The organism is Dactylosporangium sp. CA-233914, assembly GCF_050942935.1.
Lineage (GTDB): Bacteria > Actinomycetota > Actinomycetes > Mycobacteriales > Micromonosporaceae > Dactylosporangium.
On the sequence record NZ_CP192030.1, the window covers coordinates 12,701,836 to 12,723,670 of the forward strand.

Sequence of the window (21,835 nt, forward strand, 5' to 3'; positions counted from 1 at the left end):
TGTGACACCGATCTCGTCGAGCCCAAGCCACTGAGCGCGACTTTAAGTAATCAGACTTCTCCGCATTCCTCGGACTGCTTTATAGCTCGAATAGATATTGGGGGACAGCCCTCTTCTGTGGTGGTTTGCCGGAACCAGGAGCTCCAACATGTCGTACGAGGGTTCGACCAACCGCCTCGCCCAACTTGACCGGAACCGCATTGCCAATCAAACGCCCAAGGACGTTGAACCGAACGGGCTCATCATCTGGGACGAAGCGATAGGTCCGCGGAAACGTTTGCAGCATCGCAGCCTCACGCAGCGAGATGGCACGATCCTGCTCGGGATGGCCGAACCGTCCGTTGCCGTATCCAAAGCATTGGGTTGTAATAGTCGGCGATGGAGCATCCCATTCCATGCGCCCATAAACGCTCGGGTAGCTGGCTCCGCTCATCTTTCTGTGGCAAGAGGCGAGCAAGTCTGGCGGCCAGTCCCGCCACGTTCCGCCCGGCCGTGACGCCTCAATACGCCGCATGTTCAATTGGCTCAAGGAGGACGCGGTGTGAAGCCGATCTTCAGCATCCTGTTGCCCGGCCGCGATCACCGGCAATTCGGAAATCGTCTGACGTACCGTTCGGGCAGGCTCGACGATATTGGAGAGGCTCAGGTTGTCGGGGCCGAGCCTAGATGCCAAGAGCACGAGCCGACGCCGGGTCTGAGGGATGCCCAATTGAGTGCATTCAATGGCGGACCACGAAATGTGATACCCGTCGAGATGGTCGAGAAACTTCGCGAATACATCATGGTCCGCCAGCTGGGTTACGTTCTCCATGCTGACAAGATCCGGCTGAAGGTCCGAGACCAACTCGCCGAAGTTAGAAACAAGTTGCCAGTCCAATTCTCTTTTCTTGCTTCGCCCGCTCCGGCTGTATGTAGAGAACGGCTGACAAGGAGCGCACCCAGCGAGCAGGGTGTAGTCGCTCCCCTTAAAGAAGGGTCTCAAATCGTTGGCGCCCAGATCTTTGACATCGCGTTCAACGAACTTCGCAGAGCCGTTGTTTTGTTCGAACGGATACCGACAAGCGGGATCCAAATCGATTCCAGCACGAACGTCAATGCCTGCCTCGATCAAGCCGTGCGTAAGTCCACCAGCTCCGCAGAACAGATCAACAGCGGCTATTTTTGGGCTGCGGCGACGAGGTGACATTACGCCACCCCTTGAGGTTTACGATCCGGGCGGAGGAAATCAAACGACTCGATGTATTTACTGAAGCTTTCGATCACTTCATGAAGGTATGCGCCGACCGCGTTAACGGTTGTGCGCAATTCGTCCACAACGACGCCGTCCGCACACTCTACGAAAGATATTGATCCATGGGCAAGGCTGTTGCGGTGGCTCTTGACCAACTTCAAGGCCCCCATCTCGTTTCGGAGTGGGCGCTTAACCGCAACGCGGGTCGTCATGTTGAACCGCAACGAACAGCCGACACGGACTCCTATCTTCTCGATAGAGTCATCGTCCCAGTTTCCACCACCCCCAATTGAGATCGAAAAGTCGCTGATCGGCAAGCTGTCCATCAGATGATCACACATGGCCATTGCGGACTTGAGCCGGTTATCTGGCGACATGTCAATGTGAGTTCGGGCGATAGCGCGAACCCACTCCTGCTTCAGTGAAGAGTTAAGGTCGTCGGGACGCCAACGGCCATTGCTTTGGGTTGCGTCGCAGACCGCCTCTATGCATCTCGAAACGGTCGCTTCAACGAGATTGTAAAGTTGAAGATATACGCTTGAGTACAAAATGCGTTGTTGCGGGGCACTGATGGCAAGCGGCGATCCTTCGAGACGCGGCGGCCCGGACTGCGCGGCCTTCTCCAACTCTTCAAGGAACTCCAGATAAGTCTCTACTTCCTTGAAGCGCTCGTCGAAGAACGGCAAGAGATCGGCTGCGCCGCTCATGCCGCGACCAACTTGTCATGAACGAAGTTCACACGGCCTCGCAGCCGGGCGATCGCGTTGGCTCCGTCGGAACCGGTGGCGTCGACAAACTCCGCGCTACCTAGCCAACTGCCGACGTTGAGATCATCGGCCGACGCATTGGCAAGGCCCGGCTTGTCTTGCAGAGCTAGATAAGACCCGATTGCAATCGCCTCGAATCGCGCACGAGGAGTCGCTTGACTCGTTGCGGTCTTTCTGAAGCCGTTAGGGAATACGCGTTCAACGAAGCCGAGTACTTCCAGGAAGCGCTGCTCGTATTGACCGATGAGCTCCGGGCGCTCCCTGAACGTTTCATTCATTTTTCTCGAATATTCGAAGATGAAGTCAGCCGGTCGGTCCTTGTAGCCGTCGAGACCATCGCCGTACGCGAAGAACCGAGTAACAAGCTCCTCGTAACCACGCTCTTTCTTGGTCTTGACGCTCATCGGAGCAAGCTTCTCGAATCGCTCAAGCCGAGAGAGCTTGATAACCAGTGACATGAACGGCCCGGCAAGGGCTCCTCGCCGGATCTCCGCTGTATTGGCGATTTTGCTACCGGTGTTGATGCGCTCGAACATGTCAAGACGAGCCACTTCGTCTGCATGTTCATTGAGTACGATTCCACGAATCGAACGGTTTTTGATCTTTCGTTGTCGAGACTCAGGCAACTCTGCGAATGTGAAGTTGGAGACCATGCTGAGCTGTTCGAGCTCACCAAGCCTGAAGTCCCCCAGAACGAATTCCTCGATCGTTCGCAATCGCTGGGAGCCATCGACAATCTCAAGCTTTCCGTCCGGCATCTCCCAGAAAAAGATGAACGGAATTGGAAGGCCCATGATTAGCGACTCCAGGAACCTTGACTTTCGTTCGGATTCCCACGTGAACTCACGCTGGTAATCTGGGACGACGTACTCTCCGGCGCGCATCTTGGCTGCCAGGATCTCAACCGAATATTCGGTGATGTAGAAGTCGATGCGCTTGGACTGCTCGACGATCTGCGCCTCAGCGGACTCCGGGTCCTCCCGCGCGAAGCCGCCATCCTGGCCTGTCATCGTCGCCACTCCTCCATCGACAGAGAGACCGCTTGACCTTGCGCGTCCCTGGACTAGACGCAGAACCGATCATGCCACATAATGTGTCGCTTGTAATGTAGGCATTTCGCGCCGTCCGTCCGGTTAGTCCTCACTTCCTGTAGCCTTACGTGTTTTCACACTTACGATGCGTACATGCTCCAACGTTGCCGCATACTCGGGCGAAGATCCGCCCCTGCCGATCGTCGGCGCCTTGCCCGCCGACCCTCCTGACGGCATGACGCGCTACCCTAGCTGCACCATCGGTGCCTGAGCTGCGCCATGGATGCTCGCCCGCGCGGCTGTCTTGCAGCTCACGGGCATTACAGCCGTCGGCCTTGAAACCGGGTGAGGCGTTCGGGCGTTACAGGCAGCAGTAGCCGCTTGGCCTATGCAGCTTCCCCCTGGTGCCGTTCCAGGTACTCCTCGACTGCGGCCCGGATGATGCCGGATCGGCCGGCCCGGTCGCGGCCGGCGGCGCTATCGAGCCTCGCAACCATGTCGCTTGGCATCTTCACCGTCACGACCCGCTCGACCGCCTCGCCGGCCGGGTCGACCTGGACGAAAGCCCCGGAAGGGCTCGACGGCTTCGCCCATTCGCGCCACGGAGTGATGTCGTCGGCCTCCATCAGCCAGTTTGCGATCTCCTCCCGGCTCATCCGCTCGAAATCCGGCGTCCCGGTCATCGCTGATCTCCCCTCTGCTTCCACTGCTCACCATCGACGGCACTGGCAACACGGGCGTTGTGCACCCGCCAGACGAACGAGTCGTCGTTGCGCACCAGCAACACCCGAACGAGCACAAGGGCGTCCGTCTCGGCCACCACGAGCAGCAACAGGTCGCTGTGCGCCCGGAGCTGCAGCCGCTCGTCGCGGTCCAGGGCCTCGGCGACGTCGGCCACGGTCAGCCCATCCCTCAAGGTCGCCTGCGGACTTTCATCCGGCTGCGGCATCCGCCACTGCAACTCGCTCACGGGAGCATCGTATTACCGGTAATACTCCGATGGCCATACGTCCGGTGAGATTTACACTGCCTGCCCCGGGGGGCGACGTGCCTGAGGAGTGTCATCGATGCCCTCGTCAGGGCCATCAGGGCAGCTCAGGCGCGGTGCGTGCCCAGGTCTTGAAAACCGGTGAGGCGTTCCGCGTCTCCGTGGGTTCGAATCCCACGCCCTCCGCCAAGATCAGCCGCGACGCCAGTCGACCAGCGCGAACGCCGGCCAACATGCCTCTTCACCGATCAGTCGGCCGTCTCGCCGTGCCCTACGGGCAGCATGAACCCGCGCGCGTCATCGCTCCGACACGCCGGAACGGCTTTGTGATATCAGATACAAATAGTGGTGATCATGCGCCAGGCCTCCTCGGCTAGACGCAAGAAACGAAAGGTGCTACGGTTTTTGCGTTGAAGGGGGTTGTCATGACTGGTGCGGCACTGAAGCAGGAGACGTACCTGCCTGAGGCGATCCCCCAGGTTGCGCAGGTCTACGACTTCCTGCAAGCCCATGAGAAGACTGGTCGAGGAGCTGTTGAGCCTCGATACTTCCTGGCCGGCGCTACGGCCGGCGATCAGGTGGAACTTCCGGTCGAGGTCTACCGAGCGGTTCGCCAAGTCGTAGAGGCACTCCAGCAGGGGCTTGCTGTGACCGTGGCTCCGCAGACTCAAACGCTTACGACGCAGCAGGCGGCGGATCTTCTAGGGGTGAGTCGGCCCACCGTGATCAAGCTGCTTGATGGCGGAAAGATCTCGTTCGAGAGGTCTGGAACTCACCGTCGCATCTTGCTGCGCGACTTGCTGGCCTATCGCCAACAGAGGCGCGCGGAGCAGTATGACGCTCTCGATGCGACGAGCGTCGAAATTGACGACGAGGAAGACCTCGACACTGCATTGCAGCAGCTTCGCGAGGCTCGGCGTGTCGTTGCCGCACGGCGTCGGGGCATAGCTGAATGACAGGGCCTCGCCGCACTGGCAGGATGCAGGCGTGTTCACCGCAGTTCTCGATACATGCGTTCTCTGGCCCAGCCTGCAGCGGGACTTCCTGTTGTCGCTTGCAGTTGAGGGAATGTATCGACCGGTGTGGAGTTCGGTAATCCTCGACGAACTTGAATACCATGAGGCGGTGAAGCTCGTCAGCCGTGGTGAGGAGCAGGTCACGGCAAATCAGCGGGCTAGCCGCCTTGTGGACCGGATGCGGGCCGCGTTTGATGACGCTGAAGTACGAGGCTGGGAGCCCCTGGACGGGACTTTCGGCCTGCCCGACCCGAATGATGAACATGTGCTTGCGGCGGCGGTTGTTGCTGGTGCCGGCGCCGTAGTGACGGCGAACGTGAAAGATTTTCCAGCTTCTCGCCTCCCTCTAGGGATCGAGGTCCTGCCGCCTAGCGAATTTGCAGCCAACACCGTCGCCCTTGACCCAGTTCGCGCAGCTAACGCCCTGTCGGCTATCGCTCAGCGTTCTGGCAAGCGCGGACCGGAGCGGACTGTCGATCAGGTCCTGGACGCGCTGGTGAGCCGTTACCACATGGATCAAGTTGCGGCGATCTTCCGTGGAGTTCGCTGAGCATTGTGGCCGTGAACCTGTACGAGTTGCCCGCTGCTGGCGTCGTGCCATTACTACAGGTATCAGCAGGCCGCTCCAAGGCACATGGGACGACCGCGCAAGCGGCCAGCGGACGACGCGGCCGCCAGTGAAGCCTTTGAATCAAAGGCGGTCACCGAGGGAGCGGATCCTTTCGACGCCGCCAGCCGCGCATCTATCGGGTAGCCGAGATCGGGCAAGGGGCCGGCCGCTTGGTGCTAGCTTTCGGGCAGGCCGCCGAAATCGTCGAGTTGGTCCGCCGGCACATCTGCGAGCAGTGCCACGGCCGACTTGGAGGAGCCGTCGAGGCGGCCCAGGGCGGCACGAATGCCCGCGTTGATCTCGGCGCGGTGGGCGTCGACGTATTCACGGACGGCGGCGTCCACCACGTCCTTTTTGGACTTGCCGAGGAAGTGGGCAGCGTGAGAGATCAGCTCGTCGGTGGCTACGTCGACCTTGATCGGCGCGGAAGCGCTCGCCACGGAGTCCTCCCTATAGTGGCCAGGTAGCTTGGTACCAAAGTACCCTGCCAGCGCCGGTAGGCCCAGAGCCTGCTCAGTCCGGTAGTTGATCAGGGGGCCCACGACGTGGCCGCCATGCCTCGATCAGCGAACATGGCATCGCGCCACCGGCGAACCGCCAGGTCGAAGAAGGTACGCATGCCCGAAAGGTGCCATCCTGCGCCCCGAACGAGCAAGCGGACGATCTTGCGGCGCTCCTTGATGGATAAGGTGTTGCTTTCCATCATGATGATGGCTTGATTCCGTCGCTATGACTGGATTAATCAGTCATAGCGACGGCTTGTAAGAATGAACCCCTCATGCTCGATCGCCGAGCGGCGCGTCCTGGACGACACATCGAACGCCACAACTCGGCTATCGGCGGAAGGCCCAGAGTTTGCTCAGCTGGTAGTTGATCAGCGGGGCCGTCACGATCAGGATTGCCTGGGCCAGGAGGACCGGCGCGTGGGCGAGTTCCACCAGTGCCGGAAGCCCGGCATACGTGAAGACCAAGGCCCACAGGCAGACCACGTAGAACTTCAGGAAGCCCGAAAGCACGGGGCCCTTGGACTGGAAGACCCAGTGGCGTTGCAGGGGGTACGTGATCAGGGCGCAGCCGAAGTTGGCCAGCACTGGGATCGCCAGGTAGTGCAGGTGGTTTCTCGTGGTCAGGTAGATGGCTGTGAACAGCGCGTAGTACGCGGCCGAGGAAACCGCGCCGACCGCCACGTAGCGTACGCGGCGGTCGGACAGCACTCGCTCCACCGTCGCGGTCACGAGGGGCAGGCCAGTGGCGGGCGGGGGGCTCGGCGGACCGGGTGGTAGGACTCCACGGCGCGGATGACCAGGTCGATGTCGTCGTCGTCCATTCCGGCGTACAGGGGCAGGCGCAGGAGGCGGTCGGCCACGTCCTCGGTCACCGGGCAGCCCTCGGGGCGGGTTTGACCGTATTTCTGGCCGGCGGGGGCCAGGTGCAGGGGCTGGTAGTGGAAGGTGCCCAGGACGCCCTGCTCCAGCAGGTGGGAGAGCATCGCCGAGCGGCTCGCCAGGTCCGGCAGCAGCAGGTAGTACAGGTGGGCGGGGTGGGTGCGGTCCTCCGGGACCGTCGGCTGGATCACGCCGTGCTCCACCGCCCACGTGGCCAGGCGGTTGTGGTAGCTGTTCCACACGTGCATGCGGCGGCGCTGGATCTCCGGGAAGTGTTCCAGCTGGGCCGTCAGAAACGCGGCCAGGAGGTCCGACGGGAGGTAGGACGAGCCCAGGTCCATCCAGCGATACTTGTCCACCATGCCGCGGAAGAACTGGCCGCGGTTGGTTCCCTTCTCGCGGATGATCTCGGCGCGGTCGTGGAAGCGGTCGTCGTTCAGGACCAGGGCGCCGCCCTCGCCGCAGTGGATGTTCTTCGTCTCGTGGAAGCTCTGGGTCGCCATGTCGCCGATCGAGCCCAGGCTGCGGCCGCGATACGTGCCGCCGAGGCCGTGGGCGTTGTCCTCGATCACGACCAGGTTGTGGCGGCGGGCCAGGGCCATGATGGCGTCCATCTCCACCGCCACGCCAGCATAGTGGACGACCACGATCGCCCGGGTGCGCTCGGTGATGGCCGGCTCGACCAGGCGCTCGTCCAGGTTGAGGGTGTCGGCGCGGCAGTCGACGAAGACCGGCTGGGCGCCGCGCAGGGCGTACGCGTTGGCCGTCGAGCAGAACGTGAACGACGGCAGGATCACCTCGTCGCCCGGGGCCAGGTCGAGCAGCAGCGCCGTCATGTCCAGGGCGTGAGTGCAGGACGTGGTGAGCAGGGTGTGGCGGCTGCCGATGATCTGGTTCAGGAGCTGGTGGGCGCGCCGGGTGAAGGGGCCGTCGCCGGTCATCGGGCCGGTCGTCATCGCCTGCTGCATGTAGGCGGTCTCGGCACCGGTCAGGTAGCCCTTGTTGAACGGGACGGCGAGTTGCTTCGTGGCTTTCACTGTGCGGCGCCTACCTCACGTCAGGATCGGGGCAGCTCGTACACCACGCAGACCCCCGACCGGAAGCGGAAACTCGCAAAGGTCGCAAGGTTGGGCGAAACGCTGCTCTGCGTTTCATCAACGAACAGCCACCGGACTCGGTAGCGATTGCGAAGTTCGTCCACATTTGCCGCAGTTGGGTGCGCGAACACCGCGTCGTTGGCGGCGAGCTCGTCCGGGCGCCAGTACGGCACCGCCCCGACCCACGTCCCCAGGCGCTGCGCCTCCCCGTGGGCGGTCGTGGCGAAGCCCCAGCCCTCGACGAGCATCCGCCGTTCGGAGTACGCCGTCATCGAGAAGTGCAGATCGCTGCACTCGCCCTGGAACACCAGGCAGTGCGCGTTGGTCGCCACGAGGTCGTCGGGGTCGGAGTGCGAGCGCAGCCACCGGCCCGCCTCCAGTGTTCCCTCCGAGACGTACTGCGGCGAGCGCACCACGTCCCGCCAGCCGCCCTGCCGCGACTCCTGCGCGATAAGCAGGAAGTGCTGCGCGCTGGTGTTCGCCCCGAACCCGGCCAGGAGCGCCACCAGCAGCGCGGGAGCCGTAACCTGCCGAAAAATTGCGAAATGTCGGATATGTCCGTCACGGAGTGGCGGACATATCCGCTTGAGCACTGCATACAGGACGAGGACGAGGAGCAGGAGGACCGCGTAGGGAACGACCAGGGAGACCAGGGGCGAGGAGCGGGGAATGTCGTGGCGGCCGAGGGACTGCAATGCCTGGATCACGACCACGCCGAAGAGGGCCGTGGACAGCAGGACGACGGCTCGGCGCCGGGTCATCGGCCCAGGGAGCAGGCGGGACAGGCCGGCGACGGCGGCGATGCTGAGGTACGGACGAGCGGACTCCAGGAAGTACCGCTGGCTGTCCCCGTCCTGCCCGAGCAGCATGGTCGCGACCGCCCCGGCCAGGCCGATGCCGAGCATCACGATCAGCTCCGGCGCCGGCGCGCGCAGGAACGCGGCCCCGGCCCAGATCGCCGCCCAGCACAGGACGGTCAGCAGGGCCAGGACCAGCAGCTTCCACCCCTCGCGCCCGGCGCTGAACCCGGTGGTCACGCCGATGCCACCGGTGGCCACGTCGGTCAGGGGCGCCAGCCGCGTCCCCTGGCTGCTCGCCCCGAACAGCACGACCTGCCCCAGCCCGATGCCGGCGACGGTCAGCCCCAGCGCGGCCAGCGCCGGCCGGTGCCGGCCGCGCTTGAGCAGGACCAGGAGCGCGAGGCCCGCGGCGAGCAGGGGTAGGTAGGTCGCCTTACCGCCGGTGATCCCCGCCAGGAGCAGGGCGAAGAGCACCCATCGCCGCCGGTTGCCGAGCCCGCGCAGGAGATCGACCAGGACCAGCATCAGGGGCACGAAGAGGACGGCGCCGAAGGTCTGGGTCGGGCCGGTCCAGACCGTCTGGCGCAGGGCCGCGCCGTCGTCGAAGCCGCTGAAGGCGAGATCGCGGTAGAAGGCGTTGAGCTGCCACTGGTACGGATTCGGCGCCAGGACCAGCAGCGTCACCCCAGCCGCCGCGGGCCCCGTCCACCAGCCGCCCGTGACCCGGCGCGCGAGCAGCGCCACGAGGACCGTGAACCCCATCAGCATCGGCAGCATCGACAGGCGCAGCAGCAGCACGTTCGGCTCGATGCCGGTCACCCAGCTCGTCGCGGCCATCTCGGGGTAGACGAACCAGTGGTACAGCAGCGGCTCGCCCCGGATCCACGGGACCGTCATCGGCATGTGGTGCTTCGCCTCGCCCACCAGCGCGAGGTGGAACGTCGAGTCGGTGTCGGGGGAGGCGTTGGCGGGGTAGCTCAGGCCGTACACCCGATAGAACTTGACGCTCCACAGCAGCGTCACGGCGGCGAGGCCGGTCATCGCCCAGCGCCACGCGGCCGGCGGGCGTTCGCCTCCGGCGAAGGAGAAGCACGGCCGCCAGGTCCGGACGAGGCCGAAGAGCGCCACGGTGCCGAGCGGGAAGAGCAGCACCAGGAGCGGGGCCCCGAGGAGCCGGGCGACGACATAGCAGAAGACCTCGCCGATGTACCCCACGACGAGCCCGGCCGCCACGTCCGCGACGAACCAGCCGCGGCCGTGCAGCAGCCGCCACCACAGGGTCCCCGGCAGCGCGACGCCGAGGGCGAGGTACACCACGAAGAGCCCGGTCGTCGCGGGCGGCACCCGGTAGAACCACAGCACCGCGACGCAGCCGGCCAGCAGCAGCGCCGGGCCGGTGAAGCCGCGCCCGCGACGGCTGGGTGCGGCGGGCGCCGGCGCCGCGGGTTCAGTCAGCTCGGGCGCCCTCGTCGGGGTCTGCACAGCCATGGTCAACGATCTGGCCGGCCAGGTGGGGCTTTCCTGTCCTTCGATCGTGTACTGCTATCCGCCACCCCTTGCCATCGCCGGCCGACGCCGCGAAGCCCACGGTCGCCGGCAGCAGGATCGGCAGCTTGAACGCGGCGGTCACCGTGTAGGCCTCGGGCAGCCGCCCCTCGAGCGCGGCCAGGCACCGGGCCTGGGTCCACATCCCGTGCGCGATCGTCGAGCGGAACCCGAACGCCCGCGCCAGGATCCGGCTGGTGTGGATGGGATTGCGGTCGCCGGAGACGTCCGCGTAGTCCCCGCCGATCCGGCGCGGCACCCGCCAGACGGCGGTCGGCGAGAACTCGAAAGTTTCACGACCACCCGACTTTTCCCGCGGCCGTGTGACGCGCAGGTACGTCGACCGCCCGGTCCACACCACTGTGCCGGAGACCGAGGCGGTCGCGACGACGTCGAGCCGCGTGCCGCGCTCGTGGGGACGCAGCTCTTCGGCGTGTACGGACAGGGAGAACGCATCAGCGGACGTGAGGGGCCGATCGAGGTGGATCCGGTTGGCGACGTGCACGAGACCGAGCAGCGGAAACGGGAAGTCGGGGGCGGTCATCAACGCCATGGCCAGCGGGAACGCGAGCACGTGCGGATAGGTGGCCGGCAGCGTGTCGCCGAGCCGGAAGCCGCAGACCCGGTCGTAGGCGGCCAGGTGCGCGCGGACCACGGACACGCCGTCGAGGCGCAGGGTCCGCGCGGGCAGCGAGGAGCCCACATGGCGGCGCAGGGCGGCGGCGCGGTACATCGGCCCGAGCCGCGGTGGGCGCGAAAGGACCGTGACGTCGTCCATCAGGCCCCCAGCAGGCTCTGCCCGCAGACCCGCACGACGTTGCCGTTCACCCCGCCCGAGGCCGGATGCGCCAGCCATGCGATCGTCTCCGCCACGTCCACCGGCAGCCCGCCCTGGGACATGCTGTTGAGCCGCCGGCCGCCCTCGCGCACGAACACCGGCATCGCCGCGGTCATCCTCGTCTCGATGAAGCCGGGCGCCACCGCGTTGATCGTGAGCCCGCGCTCGGCGACCGCGCCGGCGGTGGCCTGGACCAGGCCGATCACGCCGGCCTTCGAGGTGGCGTAGTTGGTCTGGCCGCGGTTGCCGGCGATGCCCGCGACCGAGGAGACCGACACGATCCGGCCGTTGCCGCCGAGCAGGTTCTCGGCGAGCAGTACGTCGTTGATCCGCTCCTGGCTTTCCAGGTTGACGTCGATCACGGCGGACCACTGCGCCTCGTCCATGCGCCCGAGCGTCTTGTCGCGGGTGATGCCGGCGTTGTGGACGAAGACGTCGGCGTGCACGTGCCGGGTGGCGATGAAGTCGGCGAGGCGGCGCGGGGCGTCCCCGGCGGTCAGGTCGAGCTGCAGGGCGGTGCCCTTGAGCTCGTTGGCGACCCGGGACAGGTCCTCGCCGGCGGCGGGCACGTCGAGGCAGACGACGTGGGCGCCCTCGCGGGTGAGAACCGCGGCGATCGCGGCGCCGATGCCGCGGGCGGCGCCGGTGACGATCGCGGTCTTGCCGACCAGCGGCTGGTCCCAGTCGTCGGGGACGTCGACGGTGGCGGGGCCGATGCGGATGACCTGGCCGGAGACGTACGCCGAGCGCCCCGACAGCAGGAAACGCAGGGTGGACTCGGTCGCCTCCTCGGCCCCCGGCGCGACGTAGACCAGCTGCGCCGTCGAGCCGCGGCCGACCTCCTTGCCGACCGAGCGCACGAACCCCTCCAGCGCGCGCTGGGCGGTCGCCTCGCGGGCGCTCGTGCACAGCTCCGGCGGGCTGCCGAGCACGATCACCCGGCCGCACGGGCGCAGCGAGCGGATCACGGGGTGGAAGAACTCGTAGAGCGCGCTCAGCCCGGCGCTGCCGGTGATGCCGCTCGCGTCGAAGACCAGCGCGGCGGTGCGCTCCTCGGCGCCGCGCCCGGCGACGGGCAGCTTGTCGAGGATGTGGCGGCTCGGCTCGGCCAGCCGCCCGGCGCCGCCGAGGGCGACCGGGCCGAACTCGTCACCCTGCTCGTAGCGTCGCAGCCGGGGCGGGTCCGGCAGGCCGAGGCGTTTGACGAGGAACCTTCCGGCGCCCGAGCGGGCGAAGCTGGCGTAGCGGTCGGTCATTGCGGTGCCTCCCCAGTCACAACTCAACGCGCTAACCTACTCACGAGTAGGGTAACGCCAGGATGCCCTGACGCGTCGAGAAGGAGACTCCGATGGCCCCCTCGAAAACCCGCTCGGACATCCCGTTACGGGTCGCAGTCGTCGGCGGTAACCGCATCCCCTTTGCCCGCTCGGGCAGTGCCTACGCCACTGCATCAAACCAGGACATGCTGACCACCGCCATAGATGGGCTTGTGGCCCGTTTCGGGCTCGCCGGGGAGCGGCTCGGCGAGGTCGTGGCCGGTGCGGTGCTCAAACACAGCCGCGATTTCAACCTGACGCGCGAATCCGTGCTCGGATCCCGCCTCGACCCGAGGACTCCCGCGTACGACGTGCAGCAAGCCTGCGGAACCGGTCTCGAGGCCGTGACCCTGGTCGCCAACAAGATCGCCCTCGGCCAGATCGAGGCCGGCATCGCCGGCGGCGTGGACACCACCTCCGACGCGCCGCTCGGGGTGAACGAGGACGCCCGGCGCATCATGATGGAGCTCAATCGGGCCCGCTCGCTCGGCGCCCGGCTGCGCGCGGCGAGCAAGTTCCGCCCTACCCAGCTCAAGCCGGACATCCCACGCAACGCAGAGCCGCGCACCGGGCTGTCCATGGGTGAGCACGCGGCGCTGACCGCGGCCGAGTTCGGCATCGGGCGGCAGGAGCAGGACGAGGTGGCGCTGGCCTCGCACCAGCGGCTCGCCGCCGCATACGAGCGCGGGTTCTTCGACGATCTCGTCACACCGTATCTCGGCCTTGCCCGCGACCAGAACCTCCGCCCGGACACGTCCGCGGAGAAGCTCGCCAAGCTCAAGCCGGTCTACGGCCGCGGGCCGCAGGCCACCATGACCGCCGGCAACTCGACCCCGCTCACCGACGGCGCCGCCGTGGTCCTGCTCGCCTCCGAGGCCTGGACCAGGGCCCGCAGCCTGCCGGTCCTGGCGTACTTCGACACCGCCGAGACCGCCGCGGTCGACTTCGTGCACGGCGCCGACGGGCTGCTCATGGCCCCGGCGTTCGCGGTCCCCCGGATGCTCGCCCGGGAGGGACTCACCCTGCAGGACTTCGACTTCTACGAGATGCACGAGGCCTTCGCCTCGCAGGTGCTGGCCACCCTCAAGGCGTGGGAGGACCCGGCGTTCTGCAAGGACCGTCTCGGCCTCGACGAGCCGCTCGGCCCGATCGACCGAGCCTGGCTCAACGTCAACGGCTCGTCGCTGGCGGCCGGCCACCCGTTCGCCGCGACCGGCGGCCGGATCGTGGCCACCCTGGCCAAGCTGCTGGCGGAGAAGGGTTCGGGGCGCGGCCTGATCTCGATCTGTGCCGCCGGCGGCCAGGGCGTGGCCGCCGTCTTGTCGCGCTGAATTCGGCCGCTGCCAATATCGTGGTTCCCATGACCGTCCAGCCCACGATGCTGCGCCCGGCCACCCAGCGACCCGCCTGGCAGGTGGTCGTCGGCCTCGTGCTCGCGCTCCCCGCGCTGGTCCTGCTCATCACCTCCTACGTCGAGCCCGTGATCTGGACGTTCAAGAGCTCCTTCCAGAAGTTCGGCGGCGTCCGCCTGCTCGGTGGGCAGGCCGGCGGCTCGGCGGGCTGGGACAACTACGCCAAGGCGTTCGACGGCGGCCTCGGCGGCGCGATCGGCTACGCGCTGGGCCTGACGATCCTGCCGCTGCTCGCCGTCGTGCTGCTCGCCCCGGCCCTGGCCTGGGCGAGCGCCACCTCCGGGCGGATCGGCCGCTGGGCCACCCGGGTCGCGCTCGCCATCCCGCTGGCCGCGTTCGCCCCGCTCGGCGTCGCCGCAGCGCACCTGACCGAGGGCCACTCGCAGCGCTGGGCCTTCTGGCTCGGCACCTTCGGCGTGACGACGGCCGTGGCGGTGACGCTGTACCTGGCCGCGTTCCGCTCCGCCCGCGGCCCCTGGCCCGGGGTGATCGTCGGCGGGCTGCTGGCCGTGCTGAGCGTCGTCGCCGTGGTCCTGCAGGAGTTCGCGTTCTCGCAGGTCTTCCAGGGCGAGGGCCACGACGCGCACACCGACACGCCGGTGCTGCAGATGTCGCGGCAGGCTCTGGTGTACTTCAACTTCGGCGTCGCCACCGCCACCTCCTCGGTCCTGCTCGTGCCGCTCATGCTGCTCGGCCTGGCCGCGACCGCCCTGATCATCGTGACCGGCCTGCGGTTGCAGGTGTCCTCCGTGCAGCCCGAGACCCGCGCGTGGGCGCTCGGCCCGGCGGCCGGCCTGCTCGTCGTCGTGCTGGTGGTCACGCTCGTCGGGCTGTGGCCGTGGCTCGGGCACATCACCGCGGACAACGCCGACTTCCCGGACACGTTCGTCAATACGTGGGCACCGCCGCTGATCTCCGCCGCCGTCGGCGTCACGGCCGCCGGCCTGGCCGCGTTCGGCATCAGCGGCCTGCGTCCCCTGGGCAAGTACAGCGAACTGCTCCTGCTCCCCTTCGGCCTGTTCCTCTTCGTCGGCGTCGGCCCGCTCATGCTGCGCGCCTACGCCGCGGGGGCGACCGCGGGCCGGCTGAACTCCTTCATCGGGCTCATCCCGCCGTCCCGGCTGACCATCCCGGCGCTGATCCTGCTCGCGATGCTCTTCCGCGGCCAGGCGATACGCCGGGAGGTGCTGCTGCAGGAGGGGCGACCGGCGTCGTGGTGGTCGGTGCTCCTGCCCGGGCTGCCGATGCTCGGGATCGCGTACTTCGCGACCTGGCTCGTGCAGGCGCAGGACGCCCTGTGGCCGTGGGCCAGCAGCACGATCCAGCAGCCGACCGGGCAGACGGCCATCTACACCGCGCTGGGGCAGTTCCACGGACCGCAGGAGCTGCCCTTCGCCCGGCTCCTGCCGCTGCCGATGCTGCTGCTGTTCCTGGTGCTCGCGATCGTCGCTCAGGTGTCGTACCTCGACCGCCTCGCCCTGCAGTACGGCCAGCCCGAGCGCGATCACCCGCCGCGGACCTAGGCACAATGGCAAGCGTGAACAAAGCGCGGATTCCCGATGTGCTCGCCGCCCGTTACGCCTCCCCCGAGCTGGTGGGGGTCTGGTCGCCGGAGGAGAAGGTCCGCCTCGAGCGGCGACTCTGGCTCGCCGTGCTCAAGGGGCAGCGCGACCTCGGCGTGCCCGTGCCCGACGGCGTGGTCGAGGCCTACGAGCGCGTCCTGCCCGACGTCGACCTGGTCTCGATCGCCGAGCGCGAGCGGGTCACCCGCCACGACGTGAAGGCCCGCATCGAGGAGTTCTCCGAGCTCGCCGGGCACGAGCACATCCACAAGGGGATGACCTCGCGCGACCTGACCGAGAACGTCGAGCAGCTGCAGATCCGCCTGTCGCTGGAGCTGGTCCGCGACCGCATGGTCGCCGCGCTGGCCCGGCTCGCGGCGCGGGCGAAGCAGTACGACGAGCTGGTCATGGTCGGCCGCTCGCACAACGTCCCGGCCCAGGCGACCACGCTGGGCAAGCGCTTCGCCTCCGCGGCCGAGGAGCTGCTCATCGCGTACCACCGCGTGGAGAACCTGATCGAGCGCTACCCCCTGCGGGGGATCAAGGGCCCGGTCGGCACCGCCGCCGACCAGCTCGACCTCTTCGGCGGCGACGCCGGCAAGGTCGCGGAGCTGGAGCGCCGGGTCGCCGAGCACCTCGGCTTCCGCAACGTGCTCACCAGCGTCGGCCAGGTGTATCCGCGCTCGCTGGACCTCGACGTGGTGTCGGCCCTCGCCCAGGCCGTCGCCGGCCCGTCGAGCCTCGCCACCACGATCCGCCTCATGGCCGGCTACGAGCTGGTCACCGAGGGGTTCAAGGCGGGCCAGGTCGGCTCGTCGGCGATGCCGCACAAGATGAACACGCGCTCCTGCGAGCGGGTCAACGGGCTCGCGGTCATCGTGCGCGGCTACCTGTCGATGGTCGGCGAGCTGGCCGGCGACCAGTGGAACGAGGGCGATGTGTCGTGCTCGGTCGTGCGGCGGGTGGCCCTGCCGGACGCGTTCTTCGCGGTCGACGGGCTGTTCGCGACATTCTTGACCGTACTGGACGAGTTCGGTGCATATCCGGCGGTCGTGGCGCGGGAGCTGGACCGGTACCTGCCCTTCCTGGCCACCACCCGGGTGCTCGTGGCCGCCGTCGGGCGGGGTGTCGGCCGTGAGGATGCTCACGAAGCGATCAAGGAGCACGCCGTCGCCGTGGCGCTCGCCATGCGCGAAAAGGGCATCCAGGACAACGATCTTCTCGACCGGCTCGCCGGGGACGAGCGGCTGCGGCTCTCCGCCGGCGATGTCCGGGCCCTCGTCGGGGCGCCGTCGACCTTCGTCGGCGCCGCGTCCGCACAGGTCAGCGCCGTGGTCGAGCAGATCGGCGCGGTCGTCGCGGCACATCCGGCGGCGGGCGCGTACGTCCCGCCGCCGATCCTCTAGCCCCGCCACCCGGCCCGGCGCGCAGCCGATCTTGGCTGCCGCCGGGCCGGGATAGGATGCCTTTCGGGCGATTCTTCTCGGGCCTCGCCGCGTGGTCGACCGAACCGTGACACGGCCGGTGATCTGCGATGGAGCCCCGCCCGGTAGGCTCGTGTCGCTCGCCCTCGAGCGCCCGACTCAACGTCAGGAGTGCCCCGTGGCCCGCGTCGTGGTGGACGTCATGCTCAAACCGGAGATCCTGGACCCCCAGGGTCAGGCCGTCGCGAACGCGCTGCCGCGCCTCGGCGTGGTCGATGTCGCGTCGGTGCGCATCGGCAAGCGCATCGAGATCGAGTTCGAGGGCGCCGCCGACCTCGACCGGGCTCGCGAGATCGCCGACAAGCTGCTCGCCAACCCGGTGATCGAGGACTTCACCCTGCGCGTCGAGGAGCCGGTGACGGCGGAGGTCGAGCAGCCGTGACCGCCCGCATTGGTGTCGTCACGTTCCCTGGCTCGCTCGACGACCGCGACGCCGCCCGGGCCGTGCACCTCGCCGGCGCCGCCGCGATCCCGCTGTGGCACGCCGACGCCGAGCTTTATGGCGTGGACGCCGTCATCCTGCCGGGCGGCTTCTCCTACGGGGACTATCTGCGCGCCGGCGCCATCGCCCGGTTCTCCGCGGTCATGGACTCGATCGTGAAGGCCGCCGGTGACGGGCTGCCCGTGCTCGGCATCTGCAACGGCTTCCAGGTCCTCTGCGAGGCCCACCTGCTGCCGGGTGCACTCACCCGCAACCAGCACCTGCACTTCCGCAACCGCGACCAGGGCCTGCGCATCGAGAACAACGTCACCGCCTGGACCGTCGGCTTCCAGCCGCGCCAGGAGATCGTGATCCCGGTCAAGAACGGCGAGGGCTGCTACATGGCCGACGCCCGGACTCTCGACGAGCTCGAGGGCGAGGGGCGCGTCGTCGCGCGCTACATCCGCGGAAACCCCAACGGTTCGCTGCACGACATCGCGGCGATCAGCAACGCAGCCGGCAACGTCGTCGGGATCATGCCCCACCCGGAGCACGCCGTCGAGGTGCTCACCGGTCCGTCCATCGACGGCCTGGGCATCTTCACGTCCGTGCTCGCACACCTGGGAGCCCGAGTATGACCGAGGGGACGTTCGACACCGTCGAGCAGGCCGCCAAGACTCCCGACGAGGAGCAGCCCTACGAGGAGCTGGGCCTGCGCGAGGACGAGTATCAGCGCATCCGGGCGATCCTCGGCCGCCGGCCGACCACGTCCGAGCTGGCCATGTACTCGATCATGTGGAGCGAGCACTGCTCGTACAAGAGCAGCAAGGTCCACCTGCGTCAGTTCAGCGAGAAGGCGCCCCGCTCCGACCTCATGCTGGCCGGCATCGGCGAGAACGCGGGCGTGATCCGCATCTCCGATGAGATCGCGGTCACCTTCAAGGTCGAGTCGCACAACCACCCGAGCTTCGTCGAGCCCTACCAGGGCGCCGCAACCGGCGTCGGCGGCATCGTCCGTGACATCCTCGCCATGGGCGCCCGCCCGGTCGCCGTGATGGACCCGCTGCGCTTCGGCGCGGCTGACCACGAGGACACCAAGCGTGTCCTGCCCGGCGTCGTCGCCGGCGTCGGCGGCTACGGCAACTGCCTCGGCCTGCCCAACATCGGCGGCGAGGTCGTCTTCGACCCCTGCTACCAGGGCAACCCGCTGGTCAACGCGCTCTGCGTCGGGGTCCTGCCGGTCAACCGCCTGCAGAACAAGGAGGCCCACGGCCCCGGCAACATCGTGGTCCTGCTCGGCGCCAAGACCGGCCGTGACGGCATCGGCGGCGTGTCGGTGCTGGCCAGCGCCACCTTCGACAGCGACGGCCCGGCCCGGCGCCCGTCGGTGCAGGTCGGCGACCCGTTCATCGAGAAGCTGCTCATCGAAAGCTGCCTGGAGCTCTACGAGCGGGACCTGATCGTCGGCGTGCAGGACCTCGGCGGCGCCGGCCTGACCTGCGCCCTGACCGAGACCAGCGCCGCCGCCGGCACCGGCATGGACATCGACCTCAACCTGGTGCCGCTGCGCGAGGCGTCGATGGACCCGCAGGAGGTGCTGGCCAGCGAGTCGCAGGAGCGCATGCTGCTCATCGTCGACCCGGCCAAGCTCGATGAGGTCCTGCACGTCGCCGAGCGCTGGGGCGTCATCGCCACCGCGATCGGCCGCGTCACCGACTCCGGCCGCCTGCTCATCACCTGGCACGGCGAGGCCGTCGTCGACGTCCCGCCGGGCTCGCTGGCCGACGACGGGCCGGTCTACGCCCGCCCCATGCGCGAGCCGGCCGACCTCATCCTGCTGCAGGCCGACCGCGCCGAGACCCTGCCCCGCCCCCGCACCGGCGTCGAGCTGCGCGAAACCCTCCTGCGCCTGGCCGCCAGCCCCAACCTGTGCGACAAGAGCTGGGTCACCGAGCAGTACGACCGCTATGTGCAGGGCAACACGATCCTCGCCCAGCCCGAGAACTCCGGCGTCGTGCGCATCGACGAGCAGACCGGTCTCGGCATCGCCCTGTCGGTCGACGGCAACGCGCGGTTCGCCCGCCTCGACCCGTACAACGGCGCCAAGCTGGCCCTGGCCGAGTCCTACCGCAACGTGGCCACCACCGGCGCCACGCCCCTGGCCGTCACCAACTGCCTCAACTTCGGCTCCCCCGAGGACCCGCAGGTCATGTGGCAGTTCGCCGAGGCCGTCCGCGGCCTGGCCGACGGCTGCGCGGAGCTGGGCATCCCGGTCACCGGCGGCAATGTCTCCTTCTACAACTCGACCGGCTCCCAGGCCATCCACCCCACCCCGGTCGTCGGCGTCCTGGGCATCATGGGCAACGTCGGCAGCCGCATCCCCATGGGCTTCGGCGGCGACAGCGACCTGATCGTGCTGCTGGGCGAGACCACCGACGAGCTCTCCGGCTCCGAGTGGGCCTGGGTGACCCACCAGCACCTGGGCGGCATCCCCCCGCGGGTCAACCTGACCCGCGAGCGCATCCTGGCCTCGGTCCTGACCGAGGCCGGCGAGCGCGGCCATCTGTCCTCCGCGCACGACCTCTCCGACGGCGGCCTGGCTCAGGCCCTGGTCGAGGCGACCCTGCGCTACGACTGCGGCGCCAACATCACCCTCCCCGAGGACGCGAACCCGTTCGTGGCCCTCTTCTCGGAGTCGACGGCCCGCGCCCTGGTCTCGGTCCCCCGCGGCCACGAGAAGGCGTTCACCGCCCTGTGCGCCCAGCACGGCCTCCCGGCGACGGTGATCGGCTCGGTCGACGGGCGCAGCCGCACCCTGGACGTCCGCGGCCAGTTCGCCATCTCCCTGGACGAGCTCCGCGCCGCCTGGACGGGCACGATGCCGTCCCTCTTCGGCGAGGTCTCCACGGAGGCCCCGGCCTACCTGACCCCGAACGAGCCCCAGCCCACCTACTTCGGGCCGGCACCCACGTCCTTCGCGGCCGACAAGGCCTTCGCGGCGGACTCGGCCCCCGTCGTGGGCTCGGTCCCGCCCGCTGAGCCCGCCGCTGGTCGGGACGCCGGCTCGAGCTCCAAGAGCGACACCCCGACCAGCGGCGGGCCCTCCGCCACGAACGCGGGTCCGGGCCGGGGCTCCGCCAGGGGCACGGCCCCCGGCGGCAAGGAGTCGGCCTCGGCTGCCCACCCGACGTTCTTCGAGCCCGTCGAGGCCCCCGAGGTCCCGCACGCCCCGCTCGACAACGACAAAGCCTGATCACCACCTCCCAGGCACACACTCAACAAGTCGCACTCACCGTCGTAGGAACCGTCGCCATGGCAGAGGGCGTCTTCAGCCAGCCCGGCTCGGGCGCCCGCTTCGACTGGGGCCCGGCCGGCGCGGCCGAACTCGCCCGCGTCTGCTCGGTCCTCGTCGTCGTGGACGTCCTCTCCTTCTCCACCGCGGTCGACGTCGCCGTGGGCCGGGGCATCCGCGTGCACCCGTTCCCGTGGAGCGACCAGGCCCACGCGTATGCCACCCGCCTCGGCGCCGCCGTCGCGGTCGGCCGCGGCCAGATGAGCGCCACGCGGCCCTGGAGCCTGTCCCCGGCGGCGCTCAAGTCGGCCCCGATCGTCGAGCAGCTCGTCCTCCCCTCCCCGAACGGCGCCACCATCTGCTCCGCCGCCGCCTCGACCGGCGTCCCGGTAGTCGCCGCCTGCCTGCGCAACGCTCCCGCCGTGGCCCGCTGGCTGCACACGCACGGCCACGGCACCCCGACCAGCGCCGTCGGCGTAGTCGCCGCCGGCGAGCTGTGGCCGGACGGCACCCTCCGCCCCTGCGTCGAGGACCTGCTGGGCGCCGCCGCGGTCCTCGACGGCCTGTCGATGCTGGGCTCCCCCCTGTCGGTCGAGGCCGCCGTCTCCCTGGCCGCCCTGGCCTCGGTCCGCAACGTCCCCGCCGCGATCCGCCGCTGCGTAAGCGGCCAGGAGCTGATCCAACGCGGCTTCGCCGAGGACGTCCTCCTGGCCACCCAGTCCGGCGCCTCCCACACCGTCCCGATCATGACCGACGGCGAGTCCTTCGCCCCCGCCTGAGCCACCCACCGCTTCAAGCGGATCGAGCGAGGCCCTCGTAGCCATGGAGTCGTGTTCGGCGGGATCGGAAACGAACGAATGTACCCCACACGTACTCGATCGCGTCGCCGAGTTGATGAGGTATGGCTTCGAAGAGCCAGCCCTCTCATTATGCGTTACGGCCCCATCCCTGGTCGTCGCACACCTATCAGCGGACTGCGTAAATGTGCGACACATGAATGGCCGGGTTGAGGGAATTGCCTGACCCGACAGCGGCAACCT

At 68.1% G+C, this 21,835-nt stretch carries 21 protein-coding genes; 9 read left to right on the top strand and 12 right to left on the bottom strand.

Annotated elements, in window-relative coordinates:
• Nucleotides 1-79: 79 nt before the first annotated feature.
• The 5 genes from ACQPY0_RS56895 to ACQPY0_RS56915 form a co-directional block, all read right to left on the bottom strand.
• A complete protein-coding gene (locus ACQPY0_RS56895) occupies nt 80-1,186 on the bottom strand; it encodes a DNA cytosine methyltransferase (protein ID WP_432981597.1) in 1,107 nt (368 codons plus the stop codon).
• The gene (locus tag ACQPY0_RS56900) at nt 1,186-1,938 is read right to left on the bottom strand and encodes an MAE_28990/MAE_18760 family HEPN-like nuclease (protein ID WP_432981600.1); all 753 of its coding nucleotides are present in this window, start codon (nt 1,936-1,938) and stop codon (nt 1,186-1,188) included. The genes ACQPY0_RS56895 and ACQPY0_RS56900 overlap by 1 nt, the downstream gene beginning before the upstream one ends.
• Nucleotides 1,935-3,008, bottom strand: a complete 1,074-nt coding sequence (locus ACQPY0_RS56905; RefSeq protein WP_432981603.1) for a DUF262 domain-containing protein — start codon at nt 3,006-3,008, stop codon at nt 1,935-1,937. The genes ACQPY0_RS56900 and ACQPY0_RS56905 overlap by 4 nt, the downstream gene beginning before the upstream one ends.
• Before the next feature lie 407 nt (nt 3,009-3,415).
• Nucleotides 3,416-3,712: a ribbon-helix-helix protein, CopG family gene (locus ACQPY0_RS56910; protein ID WP_432981606.1), complete on the bottom strand. Its 297-nt coding sequence runs from the start codon at nt 3,710-3,712 to the stop codon at nt 3,416-3,418.
• Complete coding sequence (locus tag ACQPY0_RS56915; protein ID WP_432981609.1) at nt 3,709-3,999, bottom strand: hypothetical protein; 291 nt, start codon at nt 3,997-3,999, stop codon at nt 3,709-3,711. The genes ACQPY0_RS56910 and ACQPY0_RS56915 overlap by 4 nt, the downstream gene beginning before the upstream one ends.
• A 428-nt stretch (nt 4,000-4,427) precedes the next feature.
• Here ACQPY0_RS56915 and ACQPY0_RS56920 point away from each other — a divergent pair, with 428 nt between their 5' ends.
• Nucleotides 4,428-4,973, top strand: a complete 546-nt coding sequence (locus ACQPY0_RS56920; RefSeq protein ID WP_432981612.1) for a helix-turn-helix domain-containing protein — start codon at nt 4,428-4,430, stop codon at nt 4,971-4,973.
• 31 nt (nt 4,974-5,004) lie between these two features.
• The gene (locus ACQPY0_RS56925) at nt 5,005-5,583 is read left to right on the top strand and encodes a PIN domain-containing protein (protein WP_432981615.1); all 579 of its coding nucleotides are present in this window, start codon (nt 5,005-5,007) and stop codon (nt 5,581-5,583) included.
• A 236-nt stretch (nt 5,584-5,819) separates the two neighbouring features.
• On the opposite strand, the gene ACQPY0_RS56930 is transcribed toward ACQPY0_RS56925, so the two are convergent.
• The 7 genes from ACQPY0_RS56930 to ACQPY0_RS56960 form a co-directional block, all read right to left on the bottom strand.
• Nucleotides 5,820-6,083, bottom strand: a complete 264-nt coding sequence (locus ACQPY0_RS56930) for a hypothetical protein (protein ID WP_432981618.1) — start codon at nt 6,081-6,083, stop codon at nt 5,820-5,822.
• Between the two features lie 89 nt (nt 6,084-6,172).
• The gene (locus ACQPY0_RS56935; RefSeq protein ID WP_432981621.1) at nt 6,173-6,349 is read right to left on the bottom strand and encodes a hypothetical protein; all 177 of its coding nucleotides are present in this window, start codon (nt 6,347-6,349) and stop codon (nt 6,173-6,175) included.
• Nucleotides 6,350-6,476: 127 nt separating this feature from the next.
• Entirely contained in the window at nt 6,477-6,878 is a 402-nt protein-coding gene (locus ACQPY0_RS56940) for a GtrA family protein (RefSeq protein WP_432981624.1), read from the bottom strand.
• Nucleotides 6,875-8,065 carry a dTDP-4-amino-4,6-dideoxygalactose transaminase gene (gene rffA, locus ACQPY0_RS56945; protein WP_432981627.1) on the bottom strand — a complete coding sequence of 397 codons (1,191 nt, stop codon included), beginning with the start codon at nt 8,063-8,065 and terminating at the stop codon, nt 6,875-6,877. Before rffA ends, ACQPY0_RS56940 begins: the two co-directional genes overlap by 4 nt.
• A gap of 20 nt (nt 8,066-8,085) precedes the next feature.
• A complete protein-coding gene (locus tag ACQPY0_RS56950; protein WP_432981630.1) occupies nt 8,086-10,413 on the bottom strand; it encodes a hypothetical protein in 2,328 nt (775 codons plus the stop codon).
• Nucleotides 10,373-11,248, bottom strand: a complete 876-nt coding sequence (locus tag ACQPY0_RS56955) for a MaoC/PaaZ C-terminal domain-containing protein (protein ID WP_432981633.1) — start codon at nt 11,246-11,248, stop codon at nt 10,373-10,375. Before ACQPY0_RS56955 ends, ACQPY0_RS56950 begins: the two co-directional genes overlap by 41 nt.
• The gene (locus tag ACQPY0_RS56960; protein WP_432981636.1) at nt 11,248-12,564 is read right to left on the bottom strand and encodes a 3-oxoacyl-ACP reductase; all 1,317 of its coding nucleotides are present in this window, start codon (nt 12,562-12,564) and stop codon (nt 11,248-11,250) included. Before ACQPY0_RS56960 ends, ACQPY0_RS56955 begins: the two co-directional genes overlap by 1 nt.
• Before the next feature lie 92 nt (nt 12,565-12,656).
• Here ACQPY0_RS56960 and ACQPY0_RS56965 point away from each other — a divergent pair, with 92 nt between their 5' ends.
• From ACQPY0_RS56965 to ACQPY0_RS56995, 7 genes are all read left to right on the top strand, one after another.
• Complete coding sequence (locus ACQPY0_RS56965; RefSeq protein WP_432981639.1) at nt 12,657-13,955, top strand: acetyl-CoA C-acetyltransferase; 1,299 nt, start codon at nt 12,657-12,659, stop codon at nt 13,953-13,955.
• A 29-nt stretch (nt 13,956-13,984) separates the two neighbouring features.
• The gene (locus tag ACQPY0_RS56970) at nt 13,985-15,559 is read left to right on the top strand and encodes a hypothetical protein (RefSeq protein WP_432981642.1); all 1,575 of its coding nucleotides are present in this window, start codon (nt 13,985-13,987) and stop codon (nt 15,557-15,559) included.
• Nucleotides 15,560-15,573: 14 nt separating this feature from the next.
• A complete protein-coding gene (gene purB, locus ACQPY0_RS56975) occupies nt 15,574-17,004 on the top strand; it encodes an adenylosuccinate lyase (RefSeq protein WP_432981645.1) in 1,431 nt (476 codons plus the stop codon).
• A 196-nt stretch (nt 17,005-17,200) separates the two neighbouring features.
• Complete coding sequence (gene purS / locus ACQPY0_RS56980; protein ID WP_432981648.1) at nt 17,201-17,464, top strand: phosphoribosylformylglycinamidine synthase subunit PurS; 264 nt, start codon at nt 17,201-17,203, stop codon at nt 17,462-17,464.
• Nucleotides 17,461-18,141: a phosphoribosylformylglycinamidine synthase subunit PurQ gene (purQ, locus tag ACQPY0_RS56985; protein ID WP_432981651.1), complete on the top strand. Its 681-nt coding sequence runs from the start codon at nt 17,461-17,463 to the stop codon at nt 18,139-18,141. The genes purS and purQ overlap by 4 nt, the downstream gene beginning before the upstream one ends.
• A complete protein-coding gene (gene purL, locus ACQPY0_RS56990; protein ID WP_432981654.1) occupies nt 18,138-20,756 on the top strand; it encodes a phosphoribosylformylglycinamidine synthase subunit PurL in 2,619 nt (872 codons plus the stop codon). Before purQ ends, purL begins: the two co-directional genes overlap by 4 nt.
• Nucleotides 20,757-20,815: 59 nt before the next feature.
• Nucleotides 20,816-21,574: a 2-phosphosulfolactate phosphatase gene (locus ACQPY0_RS56995; protein WP_432981657.1), complete on the top strand. Its 759-nt coding sequence runs from the start codon at nt 20,816-20,818 to the stop codon at nt 21,572-21,574.
• Nucleotides 21,575-21,835 lie beyond the last annotated feature (261 nt).